At 61.6% G+C, this 13,958-nt stretch carries 12 protein-coding genes; 7 read left to right on the forward strand and 5 right to left on the reverse strand.

Features of this window, described 5'->3' with window-relative positions; genetic code table 11:
- Positions 1–92: 92 nt before the first annotated feature.
- Both nosP and nahK read left to right on the forward strand, forming a co-directional pair.
- Positions 93–1,256, forward strand: a complete 1,164-nt coding sequence (gene nosP, locus AABM55_RS12675) for a nitric oxide-sensing protein NosP (protein ID WP_347929751.1) — start codon at positions 93–95, stop codon at positions 1,254–1,256.
- Complete coding sequence (gene nahK / locus AABM55_RS12680; protein WP_347929753.1) at positions 1,186–3,819, forward strand: hybrid sensor histidine kinase/response regulator NahK/ErcS'; 2,634 nt, start codon at positions 1,186–1,188, stop codon at positions 3,817–3,819. The genes nosP and nahK overlap by 71 nt, the downstream gene beginning before the upstream one ends.
- Positions 3,820–3,933: 114 nt before the next feature.
- Here the strand turns inward: nahK and AABM55_RS12685 are convergent, their stop codons facing one another.
- The 5 genes from AABM55_RS12685 to AABM55_RS12705 form a co-directional block, all read right to left on the reverse strand.
- A complete protein-coding gene (locus AABM55_RS12685) occupies positions 3,934–4,599 on the reverse strand; it encodes a response regulator transcription factor (protein WP_054596923.1) in 666 nt (221 codons plus the stop codon).
- A gap of 196 nt (positions 4,600–4,795) precedes the next feature.
- The gene (locus AABM55_RS12690; RefSeq protein WP_347929754.1) at positions 4,796–5,587 is read right to left on the reverse strand and encodes an ABC transporter permease; all 792 of its coding nucleotides are present in this window, start codon (positions 5,585–5,587) and stop codon (positions 4,796–4,798) included.
- Complete coding sequence (locus AABM55_RS12695; RefSeq protein ID WP_347929755.1) at positions 5,584–6,339, reverse strand: ABC transporter ATP-binding protein; 756 nt, start codon at positions 6,337–6,339, stop codon at positions 5,584–5,586. Before AABM55_RS12695 ends, AABM55_RS12690 begins: the two co-directional genes overlap by 4 nt.
- Positions 6,336–7,295 carry a YVTN family beta-propeller repeat protein gene (locus AABM55_RS12700; RefSeq protein ID WP_054596926.1) on the reverse strand — a complete coding sequence of 320 codons (960 nt, stop codon included), beginning with the start codon at positions 7,293–7,295 and terminating at the stop codon, positions 6,336–6,338. Before AABM55_RS12700 ends, AABM55_RS12695 begins: the two co-directional genes overlap by 4 nt.
- Before the next feature lie 33 nt (positions 7,296–7,328).
- Complete coding sequence (locus tag AABM55_RS12705; protein ID WP_347929756.1) at positions 7,329–8,513, reverse strand: ABC transporter substrate-binding protein; 1,185 nt, start codon at positions 8,511–8,513, stop codon at positions 7,329–7,331.
- A 154-nt stretch (positions 8,514–8,667) separates the two neighbouring features.
- Between AABM55_RS12705 and AABM55_RS12710 the strand changes: the two genes are divergently transcribed.
- From AABM55_RS12710 to AABM55_RS12730, 5 genes are all read left to right on the forward strand, one after another.
- Complete coding sequence (locus tag AABM55_RS12710) at positions 8,668–8,790, forward strand: hypothetical protein (RefSeq protein WP_256583907.1); 123 nt, start codon at positions 8,668–8,670, stop codon at positions 8,788–8,790.
- A gap of 160 nt (positions 8,791–8,950) precedes the next feature.
- Positions 8,951–9,412: a cytochrome c-550 PedF gene (pedF, locus tag AABM55_RS12715; protein WP_054596928.1), complete on the forward strand. Its 462-nt coding sequence runs from the start codon at positions 8,951–8,953 to the stop codon at positions 9,410–9,412.
- A gap of 3 nt (positions 9,413–9,415) precedes the next feature.
- Positions 9,416–10,291: a transporter substrate-binding domain-containing protein gene (locus tag AABM55_RS12720; protein WP_347929757.1), complete on the forward strand. Its 876-nt coding sequence runs from the start codon at positions 9,416–9,418 to the stop codon at positions 10,289–10,291.
- Between the two features lie 203 nt (positions 10,292–10,494).
- A complete protein-coding gene (locus AABM55_RS12725) occupies positions 10,495–12,270 on the forward strand; it encodes a PQQ-dependent methanol/ethanol family dehydrogenase (RefSeq protein WP_347929758.1) in 1,776 nt (591 codons plus the stop codon).
- Positions 12,271–12,425: 155 nt separating this feature from the next.
- A complete protein-coding gene (locus AABM55_RS12730; RefSeq protein ID WP_103318008.1) occupies positions 12,426–13,946 on the forward strand; it encodes an aldehyde dehydrogenase family protein in 1,521 nt (506 codons plus the stop codon).
- Positions 13,947–13,958: the final 12 nt, after the last annotated feature.

Here is a 13,958-nt window from a genome sequence, read left to right on the forward strand (position 1 = left end):
GGAAGCGGTTAACCCCTACCCAAGTAGCATTCGTGGCCCCCGGCAGACTTCGTACACTCAGGCCTCGTATTGCGCGCCGGCAGGAGGCGAAGATGCAGCAGGCCCAGAATGAGGGTGTCGTCAGTGCAATGTCCCAGGCGACCGATGCCCGGCTGGTGGCCCAGGAACTGGCGCGACAGCTGTTACACCCGCACTTGGGCTTCGTGCTGTTTTTCTGTTCCGCCGAATACGATTTGCAGGCCCTGGGCATAGCCCTGGAGCAGAGTTTCGGCGGTATCCGCCTGGTGGGTTGCACCAGCGCCGGCGAAATCACGCCCCTTGGCTATGGCCGCAATTGCGTGACAGCGGTCGGTTTCGATCATCGGCACTTTTCCATCGCCACCGAACGGATCGACGAAATGGAACGCTTCAGCCTGATCGACGCCCAGCGGATGGTCGAGAGGCTGGTCAGCGACTGTCGCAGCAACACCCTGGCGCCGATCAAGGGCAACAGCTTCGCCCTGACCCTGCTTGATGGCCTGTCCAGTCGTGAAGAGATGGTCCTGGCTGCCTTGAGCGCGGCACTGGGGGACATTCCGCATTTCGGTGGCTCTGCCGGCGACGACAATTACCTGACTCACACTCACGTCTATTTCGATGGTGAATTCCATTGCGGCGCGGCGGTGGTGGTGCTGGTCAATACCTGGCTGGATTTCGAAGTGTTCACCACCCATCACATCCTGCCCCGCGAAGAGAAGCTGGTGGTGACGGGTGCTGACAGTGCCCAGCGTCGGGTCTTCGAGCTTAACGCCGAGCCCGCCGCCGAAGAGTACGCGCGCCACATCGGTGTGCCGGTGGCCGAGCTCGATCACCGGGTATTCGCCGCCCACCCGCTGGCGGTGCGGATCCACGACCAGTATTACGTCCGGGCGATCCAGCAGGTTCATCCGGACCTGAGCCTGAGTTTTTATTGTGCGGTGGAGAACGGCATCGTGCTGACCGCCATGACCCCCGGGCCCATGCTGCCGAATCTGCAACATTTGTTCGACGGTTTGCAGGCGCGCCTCGGCGAGCTGCTGCTGACCATCGGTTGCGATTGTTTTCTCCGGCGCCTGGAGCTGGAAGACGGAGATGGCCTGGAACAGATCGGCGCGTTTTTGCGCGAGCAGCGGGTGATGGGTTTCAACACCTATGGAGAACAGTTCAATGGCATGCACATCAACCAAACCTTCACCGGAGTTGCCATTGCCCGGAACCGAACCCCTGTCAGTCGTTGAACTGCAACAGCAGGTCGCCCGACTGCAGCATGAGAACCGCAAGTTACAGCGCATCAATGACGCGCTGATCGAGCGGATCGAGTCCGGGGTGACGCGGGGCAACGACCCTTATTCGGCATTTCAGCATTCGGTGGTGCTGGCCGAGCAGGTCCGCGAGCGCACCGATGCATTGAACCAGGCCATGGCCGAACTCAAGGCCGGCAATCACTTGCTCAGCGAAGCCCGGCTACGGGCCGAAACCGCTCACCGGTATCTGATCGACGCGATCGAGAGCATCTCCGATGCCTTCGTGCTGTTCGACGAAGACCAGCGCATTGTGCTGTTCAATAGCCGATTCAAGGCATTCTGGGCCAACAGCCAGGTGCGGATCATTGCCGGTATGCGGCTGGCCGAGGTCAAGCGACTGATGACCGCCACCGGGCTGTTCAACGAAGAACCGCGAGGCCATGCCGACGAGCAACTGCTCTATCGGCTGCAGAGCGGTTGTTGGCTGCAAGTCAGCGAGCGCTCCACCCGGGAAGGTGGGCGGGTGATGCTGTTTACCGACATCACCGAGGTCAAGCTCAGCGAAACCGTGCGCCGCGAACAGGCTGTCGCGCAAAAATCCCGTCTGTTACAGCGAGCGGTGGACAACCTGTCCCAAGGGGTGGCCATGGTCAGCGCCGAGGGCATCCTGGAGTTGTGGAACCGGCGCTTCCTCGAACTCAGCGGCCTGGCGCCGGTGGCCGCTCACCGGCCCTTTGCCGAGGTGATCGGCGACAGTGAGTTGCGCCTGCTGACCCCGGACAGTCGCGACGATAACGGGAGGATCATCCACGAATGCGAGCAGCGCCTCTACGACGGGCGGGTACTGGAAATCCGCACCCATCCGCTGCCCACCGGCGGCTTCGTCAACACCTTCACCGACATCACTGAACGCTATCAGCATGCCGAGGCCCTCAGTGAGAGCGAGCGCTGGATTCGCCTGATCACCGACCATGTGCCGGCGCTGATCGCCTATCTGAATGCCGATCTGGTCTACGAGTTCACCAACAAGGTCTATGAAGAGTGGTATTGCTGGCCACGGGGCGTGATGCTCGGCCAGAGTCTGCGCGAGGTGCACAGCGAACAGCACTATCAGCGGCTGGAGAGCTATGTGGCGCGGGCCTTGGCGGGTGAAAGTGTAACTTTTGAAGTGGCCGAAACCAACATCAATAATCAGGAGCGCTACATGCTGCGCTCCTATGTCCCGAACCGCCTGGCCAGTGGTGAGGTGGTGGGGATTTTTGTGCTGATTCGCGACATCACCGAGCGTCGCAGAACGGCGCAGGCGCTGCACCAGGCCTATCAGAATCTGGAGCTACGGGTGCGCGAGCGCACAGCCGAACTGACCACCCTGAATGACCAGTTGCTGCGCGAGATCGACGAACGCAGCCGGGTCGAATCGCGCTTGCGCGAGGCCAAGCTGGAGGCCGAACAGGCCAACCTGTCGAAAACCAAATTCCTCGCTGCCGTCAGTCACGACCTGCTGCAACCGTTGAACGCGGCGCGGCTGTTTACCAGTGCACTGCTCGAGCGCCGCGAGCCGGTAGCCAATGCGACACTGGTGCGCAATGTCAGCAATTCCCTGGAGGATGTGGAGAATCTGCTGGGCACATTGGTGGATATTTCCAAGCTCGATGCCGGGGTGATCAAGGCCGATATCGCGCCGTTCGCCCTCAGCGAATTGATCGACAACCTGGCCACCGAATATGCCCAGATAGCGCGCAGCGAAGGGCTTGAGTTGCACTTCGTGGCCTGCTCGGCGCTGGTGCGCAGCGACATCCAGCTCTTGGCGCGGATCCTGCGTAACCTGTTGAGCAATGCGATTCGCTACACCCCTGGCGGCCGAGTAGTGCTGGGCTGCCGACGGCATCGTCGGCACCTGTCGATCGAAGTCTGGGACAGCGGCATCGGGATCGCCGAGGAGCGTCTGGAAGAGATTTTCCAGGAATTCAAACGCGGTGATGTGCAGCGCCCGAACCAGGACCGCGGATTGGGCCTCGGGTTGGCTATCGTCGAGAAGATATCCGGCATTCTCGGCCACCGGATTCGGGTGCGTTCGTGGCCGGGCAAGGGCTCGATGTTTGCCGTCGAAGTCCCTCTCAGCGCCACCGCGCCCAAGGCTCAGCCGAGCCCGGTGATCAGCGAGCCGATGCTCGAACGCCTGCGCGGTGCGCGGGTGTGGGTGCTGGACAACGATGCTGCGATTTGTGCCGGTATGCGGACCTTGCTGGAAGGCTGGGGCTGCCTGGTGGTCACTGCATTATCGGAAGAAGACCTGGCGCGTCAGGTGGACAATTACCATGCCGAAGCCGACCTGCTGATCGCCGACTACCACCTGGATAACGACTGCAACGGTGTCGATGCCGTGGCGCGGATCAACGCGCGTCGGGCCCTGCCGATACCGGCGATGATGATCACTGCCAACTACAGCAACGAACTCAAGCAACAGATCCGCGAACGCGGCCACACCCTGATGCACAAACCGGTGCGGCCGATGAAACTCAAGACTGCGATGAGCCATCTGCTCGGACAGCCTTGAGGCGCGATCGAAGAGCAAAAGATCGCAGCCTTCGGCAGCTCCTACAGGGACGGTATAGGTACAGGCGTAGGAGCTGGCGCAGCCTGCGATCTTTTGATCTTGCGCCAGAAGAACCTAGCGCCGCAGATAAGCGCCGAAGTCGATATCCCCGGCACTGAGGATCGCTTGCACCCGGTTGTGCACATTGAGCTTGCGCAGGATCGCCGAGACGTGGGCCTTGACCGTGGTTTCGGCGATGTCCAGGGTGTAGGCGATCTGCTTGTTCGATTCGCCCTTGGTCATGCGTTCGAGCACCAGCAGTTGCTTGCGGGTCAGGGCCTGGAGCAATTCGGGAGGAAAGCTCGGGGTTTCGCTCATGCGTCGAGTGAAGGCGCTTTTTTGCGTGCGAATGATGTCCGGCGGCAGGTAGACGTTGCCGTTGAGGATCTGCTCGATCGCCTCGGTCATTTGCGAGCGTGGCGAAGACTTGGTGATAAAACCCACGGCGCCATAGGTGATGGCTTGCAGCACCACCTGTTTGTCCTGCTCGGCAGAGACGATCACCACCGGAATGGTCGGCGCCTCGTTGCGCAGATTGATCAGGCCATTGAGGCCATGCATGCCGGGCATGTTCAAATCCAGCAGGATCAGGTCCAGGTCGTCGTGCTGCCGGGTCAGCGTCAGGGCGCTCTCGAGGTCGGCGGTCTCCATCACCTCGCTGCCCGGAAAGCCGTCGCTGATAACGTTGTGAATGGCTTCGCGAAACAGTGGGTGATCGTCGGCAATCAGAATTTTATACATGGCCTTTCACCTCGTTATTGTGATTAGGGTGGGGCAAGGGTTCTCAGGCTATGGCGTCAGGGAAAGGGGCTGCCGGCGACGCAAGGCACTCGGCACAGGCTCTCATCCTGTTTGTCATGGACCCATTACATGCCAGGGACGGTGCTTTGTGAATGCGACCATAGATAAGAAAACCAGTACTAAAGTAGGAGACGGGTTATCCGGCCTTGCGTAACGCCGCATGCTGGGGATTGAAGGTCAGCACTGCAAGCGCGCTGAACAGCAGGGTCAGCCCCAGGCACACCGCCAATGCCAACGGATTGAGGCGTTCGTACAGGGCAAAACGCACCAGCTCCACCGCATGGGTGAACGGGTTCAGGGCACAGAGCCAGTATAACCACTGACTGGCCTCGAGCATCTTCCACAACGGGTACAGGGCCGATGACAGGAAAAACAGCGGGAAGATCACGAAATTCATCACCCCGGCAAAGTTCTCCAACTGGCGAATCGCGTTGGACAGCAGCAGCCCCAAGGCACTGAGCATCAGGGCCACCAGCAGCAACACCGGTAACGCCAGCAGCAGTCCCGCCGCCGGTGGTTGCACGCCGTACAGCCAGGCGACGGCGAGGAAAGCATAAACCTGCAACAGGGAAATCAACGAGGTGGCCACTAGTTTGCTGCCCAGCAGAAAGGCTCGCGGCAGAGGGCTGGTCAGCAGCACCCGCATGCTGCCCATCTCCCGGTCGTAGACCATCGACAGCGAGCCCTGCATACCGTTGAACAGCAGGATCATGCAGGCCAGGCCCGGGATGATGTACACCTCATAGGGAATGTAGGTGTCGTAGGGTTCGATAATCGCGATACCCAGGGCGGCGCGAAAACCTGCGGCGAACACCAGCAGCCACAGTAGCGGGCGCACCAGGGCGCTGAGAAAGCGCGTGCGCTGCAACACGAAGCGCAGCCATTCGCGCAACACGATACCGCTGAAACACCGCCAGTATGCGTTCATCGGGTGCTGACTCCGGTAGCGGCCGCGAGGCCAGGTGAAGGGGTGAGGCGGGCGAACGCGGCATCAAGGTCGCCGCCGTGCTCCCGGCTCAGCGCGTCCGCCTGTCCGCTGGCGACCAGCCGGCCCTGATGGAGGATCAGCAGGTCATCGTCGGGATGCACTTCGTCCAGCAGGTGGGTGGTCCAGAGCGCACTGATCTGTTGTTCGTGACACAGCGTGCGAATGTGCCGATTGAGCGCCAGGCGGCTGGCCGGGTCGAGGCCGGCACTGGCTTCATCCAGTAGCAGCAAGCGTGGTTCGTGGAGCAGGGCGCGGGCAATTTCCACCCGCCGGCGATGCCCGCCATTGAGTTCACGAACCCGTTCGTGCCGTCGCTCGCTCAGGCCTTGGCGCGCCAGTTCGGCATCGATCCGCCGCTGGCTCTGGCCGCGCGACAAACCCTGCAACGCGGCGTGATAGCGCAGGTTCTGTTCAATGCTCAGGTCCAGGTCCAGAGTGCTTTGCTGGAACACCACCCCCAATTGACGCAAGGCCGGGCGCGCGGCGTTGCGCAACGAGCAACCGCCGACTCGAATGTCCCCGCGTTGCAGGTCATAGAGCCGGGTGAGCAGGGCGATCAGCGTTGACTTGCCCGCGCCGTTGGGCCCCAGCAATGCCGCGAAACGCCCCGGTGCCAGGCTGAAACTGACCTGTTTCAGTGCTTCGCGCGGGCCGTAGGCGAAGCTCACGTCGCAGACATCAAGGGCGTTCATGGCGTGACCACCACGCCCCATGGGTAGCGTCCGACCTTCACCGATTTGATGACCTTGAGGCTGTTGACATCGATCACTGATACATCGCCGCTGACCCCGTTGGTCGCCAGCAACTGGCTCTGATCCGGGGTGAACGACATTTGCCAGACACGTCGCCCGACCAACAGGTAGTCGAGGATTTCGAAGGTTTTTGCATCGATGACCGCCACATGGTTGGCCGGGCCCAGTGCGACGAAGGCGTACTTGCCGTCGGCGCTGAGCTTGACGCCCACCGGCTGTACTTTGTCCGGGTGCACGCCCTTGATCTGGAACTTCAGGGTCTTGAGGATCTTGCGGGTCGCCACATCGAGAATGGTTACGGTGCCGCCGATTTCGGCGGAAGCCCAGAGTTGCGAGCCATCCCGATTGAACTCGACGAAACGCGGCCGCTGATCCACCAGGGTGCTGTCGGTCAGGGTCTGGGTGCTGGTGTCGATCCAGTGCAGCATGTTCGTGGTTTCACTGGTGTTGACCGCCCACTTGCCGTCGGGGCTGACCGCCATGCCTTCGGGTTCGACGCCGACATTGACCTGGCCCAGGACCTTGGCGGTTTCGGTGTCGATCACCGTCACCAGTGCATCGTCCTCGTTGGAGACATACAGCCAGCGGTTGTTGGGGTGCAGGGCGAACTGCTCCGGGTCCTTGCCGGAGGGCAGCTCCTTGATGATCTTGCGGGTGGCCACATCCATCACCTGGACCCGGTCCGAGTCGCTGGCGCAGATGTACAGCAATTTGTTGTCGTGGGACAGCAACAGCCCGCGCGGACGCTGGCCTACGGGCAGGGTCTCGGTGACTTGCAGGGTCTGCATGTCGATCAGGCTCAGGCTGTTGTCTTTCTCGTTGGAGACCCAGGCGGTGCTCGCCACGGCTTGCCCGGCGGCGAGCAGGAGGGCGCAAGTGAGCAGGGTGCGGCGCATGGCGGATTCCTTATTGTTGTTGTGGTGGTTTGATCAGGGATAGCGGCAACTCACTTCAGGTTTGTCGAAACCCAGGCTGTCCATTTCATTGGTGGGGTGTAAAAAGCCGTCCTCGGGCGCGGTGCTGACCAGTGCTCGCGGCTGGACGATGGGGATCGGCTGGCGCAACTGGCCGTTCCATGGGCGATAGCTGAGTTTGCGGCCCTTGAAACCGTCCAGTGGCAACTGGTCACTGAGTTCCAGTTGGCGAATGGCCACCGGGTCGGTCTGGCGCAGTTTACTGACTGCGCTGGCGATGCTGCGCACGGCGACCCAGGCGGCGAAGTCGCGGTCGTTCATATAGCGTCCGGCCAAGGCTTCGAAGCGCTTCTGCAACTGGGCGGCCCCGTAGGTTTCCACGCTGTGGTGCCAGCCGGTTGGGGTCAGCCCCTGAGTGCCGGCCACGGGGCGCGGGTACCAGGTCTGGTAGGGGACGTATTCGCCGAAGTCGCCGCGCTCATCCGCCACCAGCACCACGTCGTATTCGGCGGTCTGGGTGAACAGGGGCATGTCGGCCTGGGCGCTGCGGCGCTGGTCGTTGTCGAACGTCCAGGGTTTCTCGGCGACGATCTTCAGCCCGAAGCGTTTCATGGCCCGTCGCAGAGCGGCGGCATAGGCCTGGTCTTCCGGCGTCTGACCGACGATCAGCAACGCCCGCTGCCATTTGCGCACCACCATGAACTGCACCAGTGCATCGGCCAGCATGGCCCGGCTGGGCAGACTGTGCAGCACGTTGACCAGGCAGTCGGTGCTGCGCAGGCTGTCATCGGCACTGCCGGCATTGAACAGCAGGCTGTCGGGCAGGGCGGCGCTGAGCTGGCGCAGACTGTCCAGCGGCACATTCACCACGAACAATCGCAGGCCTTGAGCGTGCTGGACTCTGGCGGCTTCGAGCAACGCTTCGGGACTGTCGACGACGGTGCTTTGCAGGTGATAGTCGTGTTTGAGAAAGCGCCCGGTGCTGTTGCTGTCGATGATTGCCAACTCGGCACCTCGCAGCCCCGCATCAGTGGGTTCGGGGATGACAGTGGAGAGCAATGGTCCGGGATCGGGGCGATAACCCAGGTAACCGATGCGCACTTGCAACGGGTCGTCGTCCGCCTGGCTCTGGGTGGCCAGCAACGCGGAGCAGGCAATCGCCAACCAATAGAACAGGGCGTAACCAATAAGCTGGCGCATAGGGCACTCCACTTCGTATGGCGCCAGCATAGGAAGTCCGGGAGGGCAGCGAAATATGCAGAAAGTACCAGTGAGCCAGTACCAAGGTCGTAACTTGCCGCGTGCGGCGCGGTTTTAGCATGGGTAACAGCCACCCATCCAGAGCACAACGATCATGCGAATTCTTAAAGCATTGCTCCTGCCGTTGCTGCTGATCCTGAGCCTGATCGGCGTCGACAAACTGCACGGAGCCCGCCCTGTCTCCGTGCCGGTGGTCCCCGTGACCCCAGGGAATTAGGTGCGCACGCCGCCGATCGCCCAGCGCTTCGCCACAAGCCCTACTACCAAGGGATGAGCGGGCGACCACCAAAGCAGCATTCGGATCGTGCCGCGCTGTTCCTAAGATGAGTCCGTAGCCTCTGTAGAGAGGTATTGCGTGCAATCTTGAGGGCAAAACAATGACAACAAAACGCAACGCCTTGCTGGTTGCCGGGCTGCTGACCGGCCTGTTCGGTGCCGGTGCAACCTGGGCTCATGGCAATGTGGTCCCCCAGGCAGTGGAAACCAAGGGCCTGACCCCGATCAAGGATGCCGGCGTGCAGGTCGATGCCGATGGCTGGGCTGCGGCGAATCCCTATCGGTCCTCCCCTGAACATGACAAGGCTCTGGAAATCGGCTCTTCGGCCTACAACCAGAACTGCGCCGCCTGCCATGGCCTGGAAGCCAAGTCCGGCGGTATTGCCCCTGACCTGCGCCTGCTGGATGTCGGCGAAGCGGGTGATGAATGGTTCGTCCAGCGTGTCCGTAATGGCGCGGTGCGCGACGGTCGGGTCTACATGCCGAAGATGGCCGACTACCTGAGCCAGGAAGCGCTGTGGGCGGTGCGCACCTACCTCGACAGCGTGCATGTCGAGCAATGACCCATGCGCCTGCTCGCGGTGTTCATCAGTGCAGTGTTGTTGTGTTGCCAGGCGGTGCAGGCGCAAGTCCGCACCTTTGACCAAATGATCGCCGAAGGGGAGCTGAAGGTCGCGGTCTACAAGGATTTCGCTCCCTACAGCTTCGAAGATGCGGGCACGCCACGCGGGGTTGATGTTGAACTGGCCCGGGCCCTGGCCAAGGCGCTCGGTGTCCGTCTCACGCTGATCTGGGCGCCGCCGGGAGAAAAGCTCGACGACGATTTGCGCGACTACATCTGGCGCGGCAGCCAACTGCGCAACCAGCAGTTGGCCGACCTGATGATGCGCGTACCTTACGACCGCGACTACTCACAAAAGCGCAACGAGCTCGGTGAACTGGAGAACGGCCACGTAGTGATGTTCGGGCCTTACCAGAACGAGCAATGGCAGGTCGCTTACGACCGTCGTCGACTGGAGTCGGTAGGCAGCGTTGCGGTGTTCGAACATCACCCCATCGGGGTTGAGGTCGACAGTGTGCCGTCGTTCTACCTGACCTCGGTGTTCAACGGCATGCTCAGGGCCAGTACTCACCACTATCCGGGCGTACCCCAGGCCTTTGCTGCCATGAAGGCCGGCGAGGTCGATGCGGTGATGGCGATGCGCGGCGAGATCGACTGGCAGGTGCACGAGGCGGCCGATCCGCAATTGGCGCTGGCAGAAAACGCCTACCCGAACATGGGCAAGCAGCTCTGGGAGATCGGCATGGCGGTGCATGAAAGCAACCGTCAGCTGGCCTATGCGGTAGAGGAAGCGCTGGAAGGCTTGATCCGCGACGGCACGCTCAAGGCGATCTATGCCAGCTATGGCCTGCGCTATGACGTGCCCGACATGTACCAATAACCAATAGGCGTCATTGTGTCGGCTGTTGCGCTGCGGGCGAGCGCTGGCAGTACCGGCACTGATGCTCCCCTCATCCTCGATATGTACTAAGGAACTAGCAATCTCCGCACTGCGGGCAATTGTTGCGTCGGCGGCGGCGCCCAAGAATCTGCGTCAGACCGGAGAAATTTCCGGGTACAACAATAACCGCAGAGGTAGCCGTCATGACCCACCCCGTACGTCGTCAACCCTTCGCCCTCAGTGTGCTGCTCAGTGCCATGTTGCTGTCCGGCTCGGCCCTGGCCGCCGTCACCGATCAGGACATTCTCCAGGATCCGAAAAACCCCGGGCAGGTCGTCACCAACGGCCTCGGCGTCCAGGGCCAGCGTTACAGTCCGCTGGACATCCTCAATGTCAATAACGTGAAGGAACTGCGCCCGGTCTGGGCCTTTTCGTTCGGCGGTGAAAAGCAGCGCGGTCAGCAGGCGCAGCCGATGGTCAAGGATGGCGTGATGTACATGACCGGATCCTACTCGCGGGTGTTTGCGGTGGATGCCCACACCGGCAAGAAACTCTGGCAGTACGATGCACGCCTGCCGGACGATATCCGGCCGTGCTGCGACGTGATCAACCGTGGTGTGGCGCTGTACGACGACCTGGTGATTTTCGGCACCCTGGACGCCAAGCTCGTGGCCTTGAACAAAGACACCGGCAAAGTGGTCTGGAGCAAGAAAGTGGCCGACCACAAGGAAGGCTACTCCATCAGCGCCGCGCCTCTGGTGATCAACGGCAAGCTGATCACCGGCGTGGCCGGCGGCGAGTTCGGGGTGGTGGGCAAGATCGAAGCCTACAACCCGAAAAACGGTGACCTGCTGTGGACCCGGCCAACGGTCGAAGGGCACATGGGGTACGTCTACAAGGACGGCAAGGCCATCGAGAACGGCATCTCTGGAGGAGAGGCCGGCAAGACCTGGCCGGGTGACCTCTGGAAAACCGGCGGTGCCGCGCCCTGGCTCGGCGGCTACTACGATCCGGAAACCAATCTGCTGTTGTTCGGTACCGGCAACCCGGCACCGTGGAACTCCCACCTGCGCCCTGGCGACAACCTCTATTCCTCATCGCGTCTGGCGCTGAACCCGGACGACGGCACCATCAAGTGGCACTTCCAGAGCACTCCGCACGATGGCTGGGACTTTGACGGCGTCAACGAGCTGATCTCGTTCAACTACAAGGACGGCGGCAAAGAGATCAAGGCTGCGGCCACCGCTGACCGCAACGGCTTCTTCTACGTGCTGGACCGCACCAACGGCAAGTTCATCCGTGGCTTCCCGTTTGTCGACAAGATCACCTGGGCCAGCGGCCTCGATAAGGACGGCCGGCCTATTTACAACGAAGCCAGCCGCCCGGGCGCGCCGGGCACTGAAGAAAAAGGCAGTTCGGTGTTTGTCGCACCGGCATTCCTCGGTGCGAAAAACTGGATGCCCATGGCCTACAACCAGGACACCGGACTGTTCTACGTACCGTCCAACGAATGGGGCATGGACATCTGGAACGAAGGCATCGCCTACAAGAAAGGCGCGGCGTTCCTGGGCGCCGGCTTCACCATCAAGCCGTTGAACGAAGACTACATCGGCGTGCTGCGCGCCATTGACCCGAAAACCGGCAAGGAAGTCTGGCGGCACAAGAACTACGCGCCACTCTGGGGCGGGGTGCTGACCACCAAGGGCAATCTGGTGTTTACCGGTACGCCGGAAGGCTTCCTGCAGGCCTTCAACGCCAAGACCGGGGAAAAGGTCTGGGAGTTCCAGACCGGCTCCGGCGTGCTCGGCTCGCCGATTACCTGGGAGATGGATGGCGAGCAGTACGTCTCGGTGCTGTCCGGCTGGGGCGGTGCTGTCCCGTTGTGGGGGGGCGAAGTGGCCAAGCGGGTCAAGGACTTCAACCAGGGCGGCATGCTCTGGACCTTCAAACTGCCCAAGGACCTGGTGGCCAAGCATTGATCTGAGCCTGGAGGGGCCTGAATACCCTCAAGGCAAAACTACGACCAAATGACGAGAGTCCCCCTGCCAACGGCGCATTCGTCCGGGCTGTGGGGCTCTCTACTATCGGTCTATCGCCTGTTGACCGACAGGCCTCGACCCAGCAGAGGTTCATCATGATCTACGCTCAACCCGGAACACCCGGCGCCGTCGTTTCCTTCAAGGCACGCTACGGCAATTTCATCGGCGGTGAGTTTGTCGCCCCGGTCAAAGGCCAGTACTTCACCACGACTTCACCGGTCAACGGCCAGCCGATCGCCGAGTTCCCGCGCTCCACCGCCGAAGACATCGACAAGGCCCTGGACGCCGCCCATGCAGCGGCCGATGCCTGGGGCAAGACCTCGGCTCAGGATCGCTCGCTGGTGCTGCTGAAAATCGCCGACCGCATCGAACAGAACCTCGAAGTGCTTGCGGTGACCGAAACCTGGGACAACGGCAAGGCTGTGCGCGAAACCCTCAACGCCGATGTACCGCTGGCGGCAGACCATTTTCGCTACTTCGCTGGCTGCATTCGTGCCCAGGAAGGTGGTGCTGCCGAGATCAACGAACTGACCACCGCCTACCATTTCCACGAACCGCTGGGCGTGGTCGGGCAGATCATCCCGTGGAACTTCCCGCTGCTGATGGCCGCCTGGAAGCTCGCTCCGGCCCTGGCCGCCGGTAACTGCATCGTCCTCAAACCGGCCGAGCAGACGCCGCTGTCGATCATGGTCTTCGCCGAGTTGATCGCTGACTTGCTGCCGCCGGGCGTGCTGAACATCGTCCAGGGCTTTGGTCGCGAAGCCGGCGAGGCCCTGGCCACCAGTAAGCGTATCGCCAAGATTGCCTTCACCGGTTCCACCCCGGTCGGTTCGCACATCATGAAATGCGCCGCCGAGAACATCATCCCGTCGACCGTGGAGCTGGGCGGCAAGTCGCCGAACATTTTCTTCGCCGACATCATGCAGGCAGAGCCCCAGTTCATCGAAAAAGCCGCTGAAGGCCTGGTGCTGGCGTTCTTCAACCAGGGCGAAGTCTGCACTTGCCCGTCCCGCGCGCTGGTGCAGGAGTCGATCTACGAACCGTTCATGGCCGAGGTCATGAAGAAGATCGTCAAGATCAAACGTGGCAACCCGCTGGACACCGAGACCATGGTCGGCGCCCAGGCGTCCGAGCAGCAATACGACAAGATCCTCTCGTACTTGAAAATCGCTCAGGAGGAGGGCGCCGAGCTGCTCACCGGCGGTGCGGCTGAACGTCTTGAAGGCGACCTGTCGAGCGGCTATTACATCCAACCGACCCTGCTCAAGGGCCACAACAAAATGCGCGTGTTCCAGGAAGAAATCTTTGGTCCGGTGGTGGGTGTCACCACCTTCAAGGACGAAGCCGAAGCCCTGGCGATTGCCAACGACAGCGAGTTCGGCCTCGGTGCCGGTCTGTGGACCCGCGACATCAACCGTGCCTATCGCATGGGCCGGGCGATCAAGGCCGGTCGTGTCTGGACCAACTGCTACCACCTGTACCCGGCGCACGCGGCGTTCGGTGGTTACAAGAAGTCCGGCGTTGGCCGTGAGACCCACAAAATGATGCTCGACCACTACCAGCAAACCAAAAACCTGCTGGTGAGCTACGACATCAACCCGCTGGGTTTCTTCTGACCTGCAACGTTA

Source organism: Pseudomonas helvetica, assembly GCF_039908645.1.
In the GTDB taxonomy this organism is placed as follows: Bacteria; Pseudomonadota; Gammaproteobacteria; order Pseudomonadales; family Pseudomonadaceae; genus Aquipseudomonas; species Aquipseudomonas helvetica.

Excerpts from the sequence above, each read along its gene's own strand:
- nosP (WP_347929751.1), top strand. The coding sequence starts at position 93 with ATGCAGCAGGCCCAGAATGAGGGTGTCGTCAGTGCAATGTCCCAGGCG.
- nahK (WP_347929753.1), top strand. The coding sequence starts at position 1,186 with ATGGCATGCACATCAACCAAACCTTCACCGGAGTTGCCATTGCCCGGA.
- AABM55_RS12685 (WP_054596923.1), bottom strand. The coding sequence starts at position 4,599 with ATGTATAAAATTCTGATTGCCGACGATCACCCACTGTTTCGCGAAGCC.
- AABM55_RS12690 (WP_347929754.1), bottom strand. The coding sequence starts at position 5,587 with ATGAACGCATACTGGCGGTGTTTCAGCGGTATCGTGTTGCGCGAATGG.
- AABM55_RS12695 (WP_347929755.1), bottom strand. The coding sequence starts at position 6,339 with ATGAACGCCCTTGATGTCTGCGACGTGAGCTTCGCCTACGGCCCGCGC.
- AABM55_RS12700 (WP_054596926.1), bottom strand. The coding sequence starts at position 7,295 with ATGCGCCGCACCCTGCTCACTTGCGCCCTCCTGCTCGCCGCCGGGCAA.
- AABM55_RS12705 (WP_347929756.1), bottom strand. The coding sequence starts at position 8,513 with ATGCGCCAGCTTATTGGTTACGCCCTGTTCTATTGGTTGGCGATTGCC.
- AABM55_RS12710 (WP_256583907.1), top strand. The coding sequence starts at position 8,668 with ATGCGAATTCTTAAAGCATTGCTCCTGCCGTTGCTGCTGATCCTGAGC.
- pedF (WP_054596928.1), top strand. The coding sequence starts at position 8,951 with ATGACAACAAAACGCAACGCCTTGCTGGTTGCCGGGCTGCTGACCGGC.
- AABM55_RS12720 (WP_347929757.1), top strand. The coding sequence starts at position 9,416 with ATGCGCCTGCTCGCGGTGTTCATCAGTGCAGTGTTGTTGTGTTGCCAG.
- AABM55_RS12725 (WP_347929758.1), top strand. The coding sequence starts at position 10,495 with ATGACCCACCCCGTACGTCGTCAACCCTTCGCCCTCAGTGTGCTGCTC.
- AABM55_RS12730 (WP_103318008.1), top strand. The coding sequence starts at position 12,426 with ATGATCTACGCTCAACCCGGAACACCCGGCGCCGTCGTTTCCTTCAAG.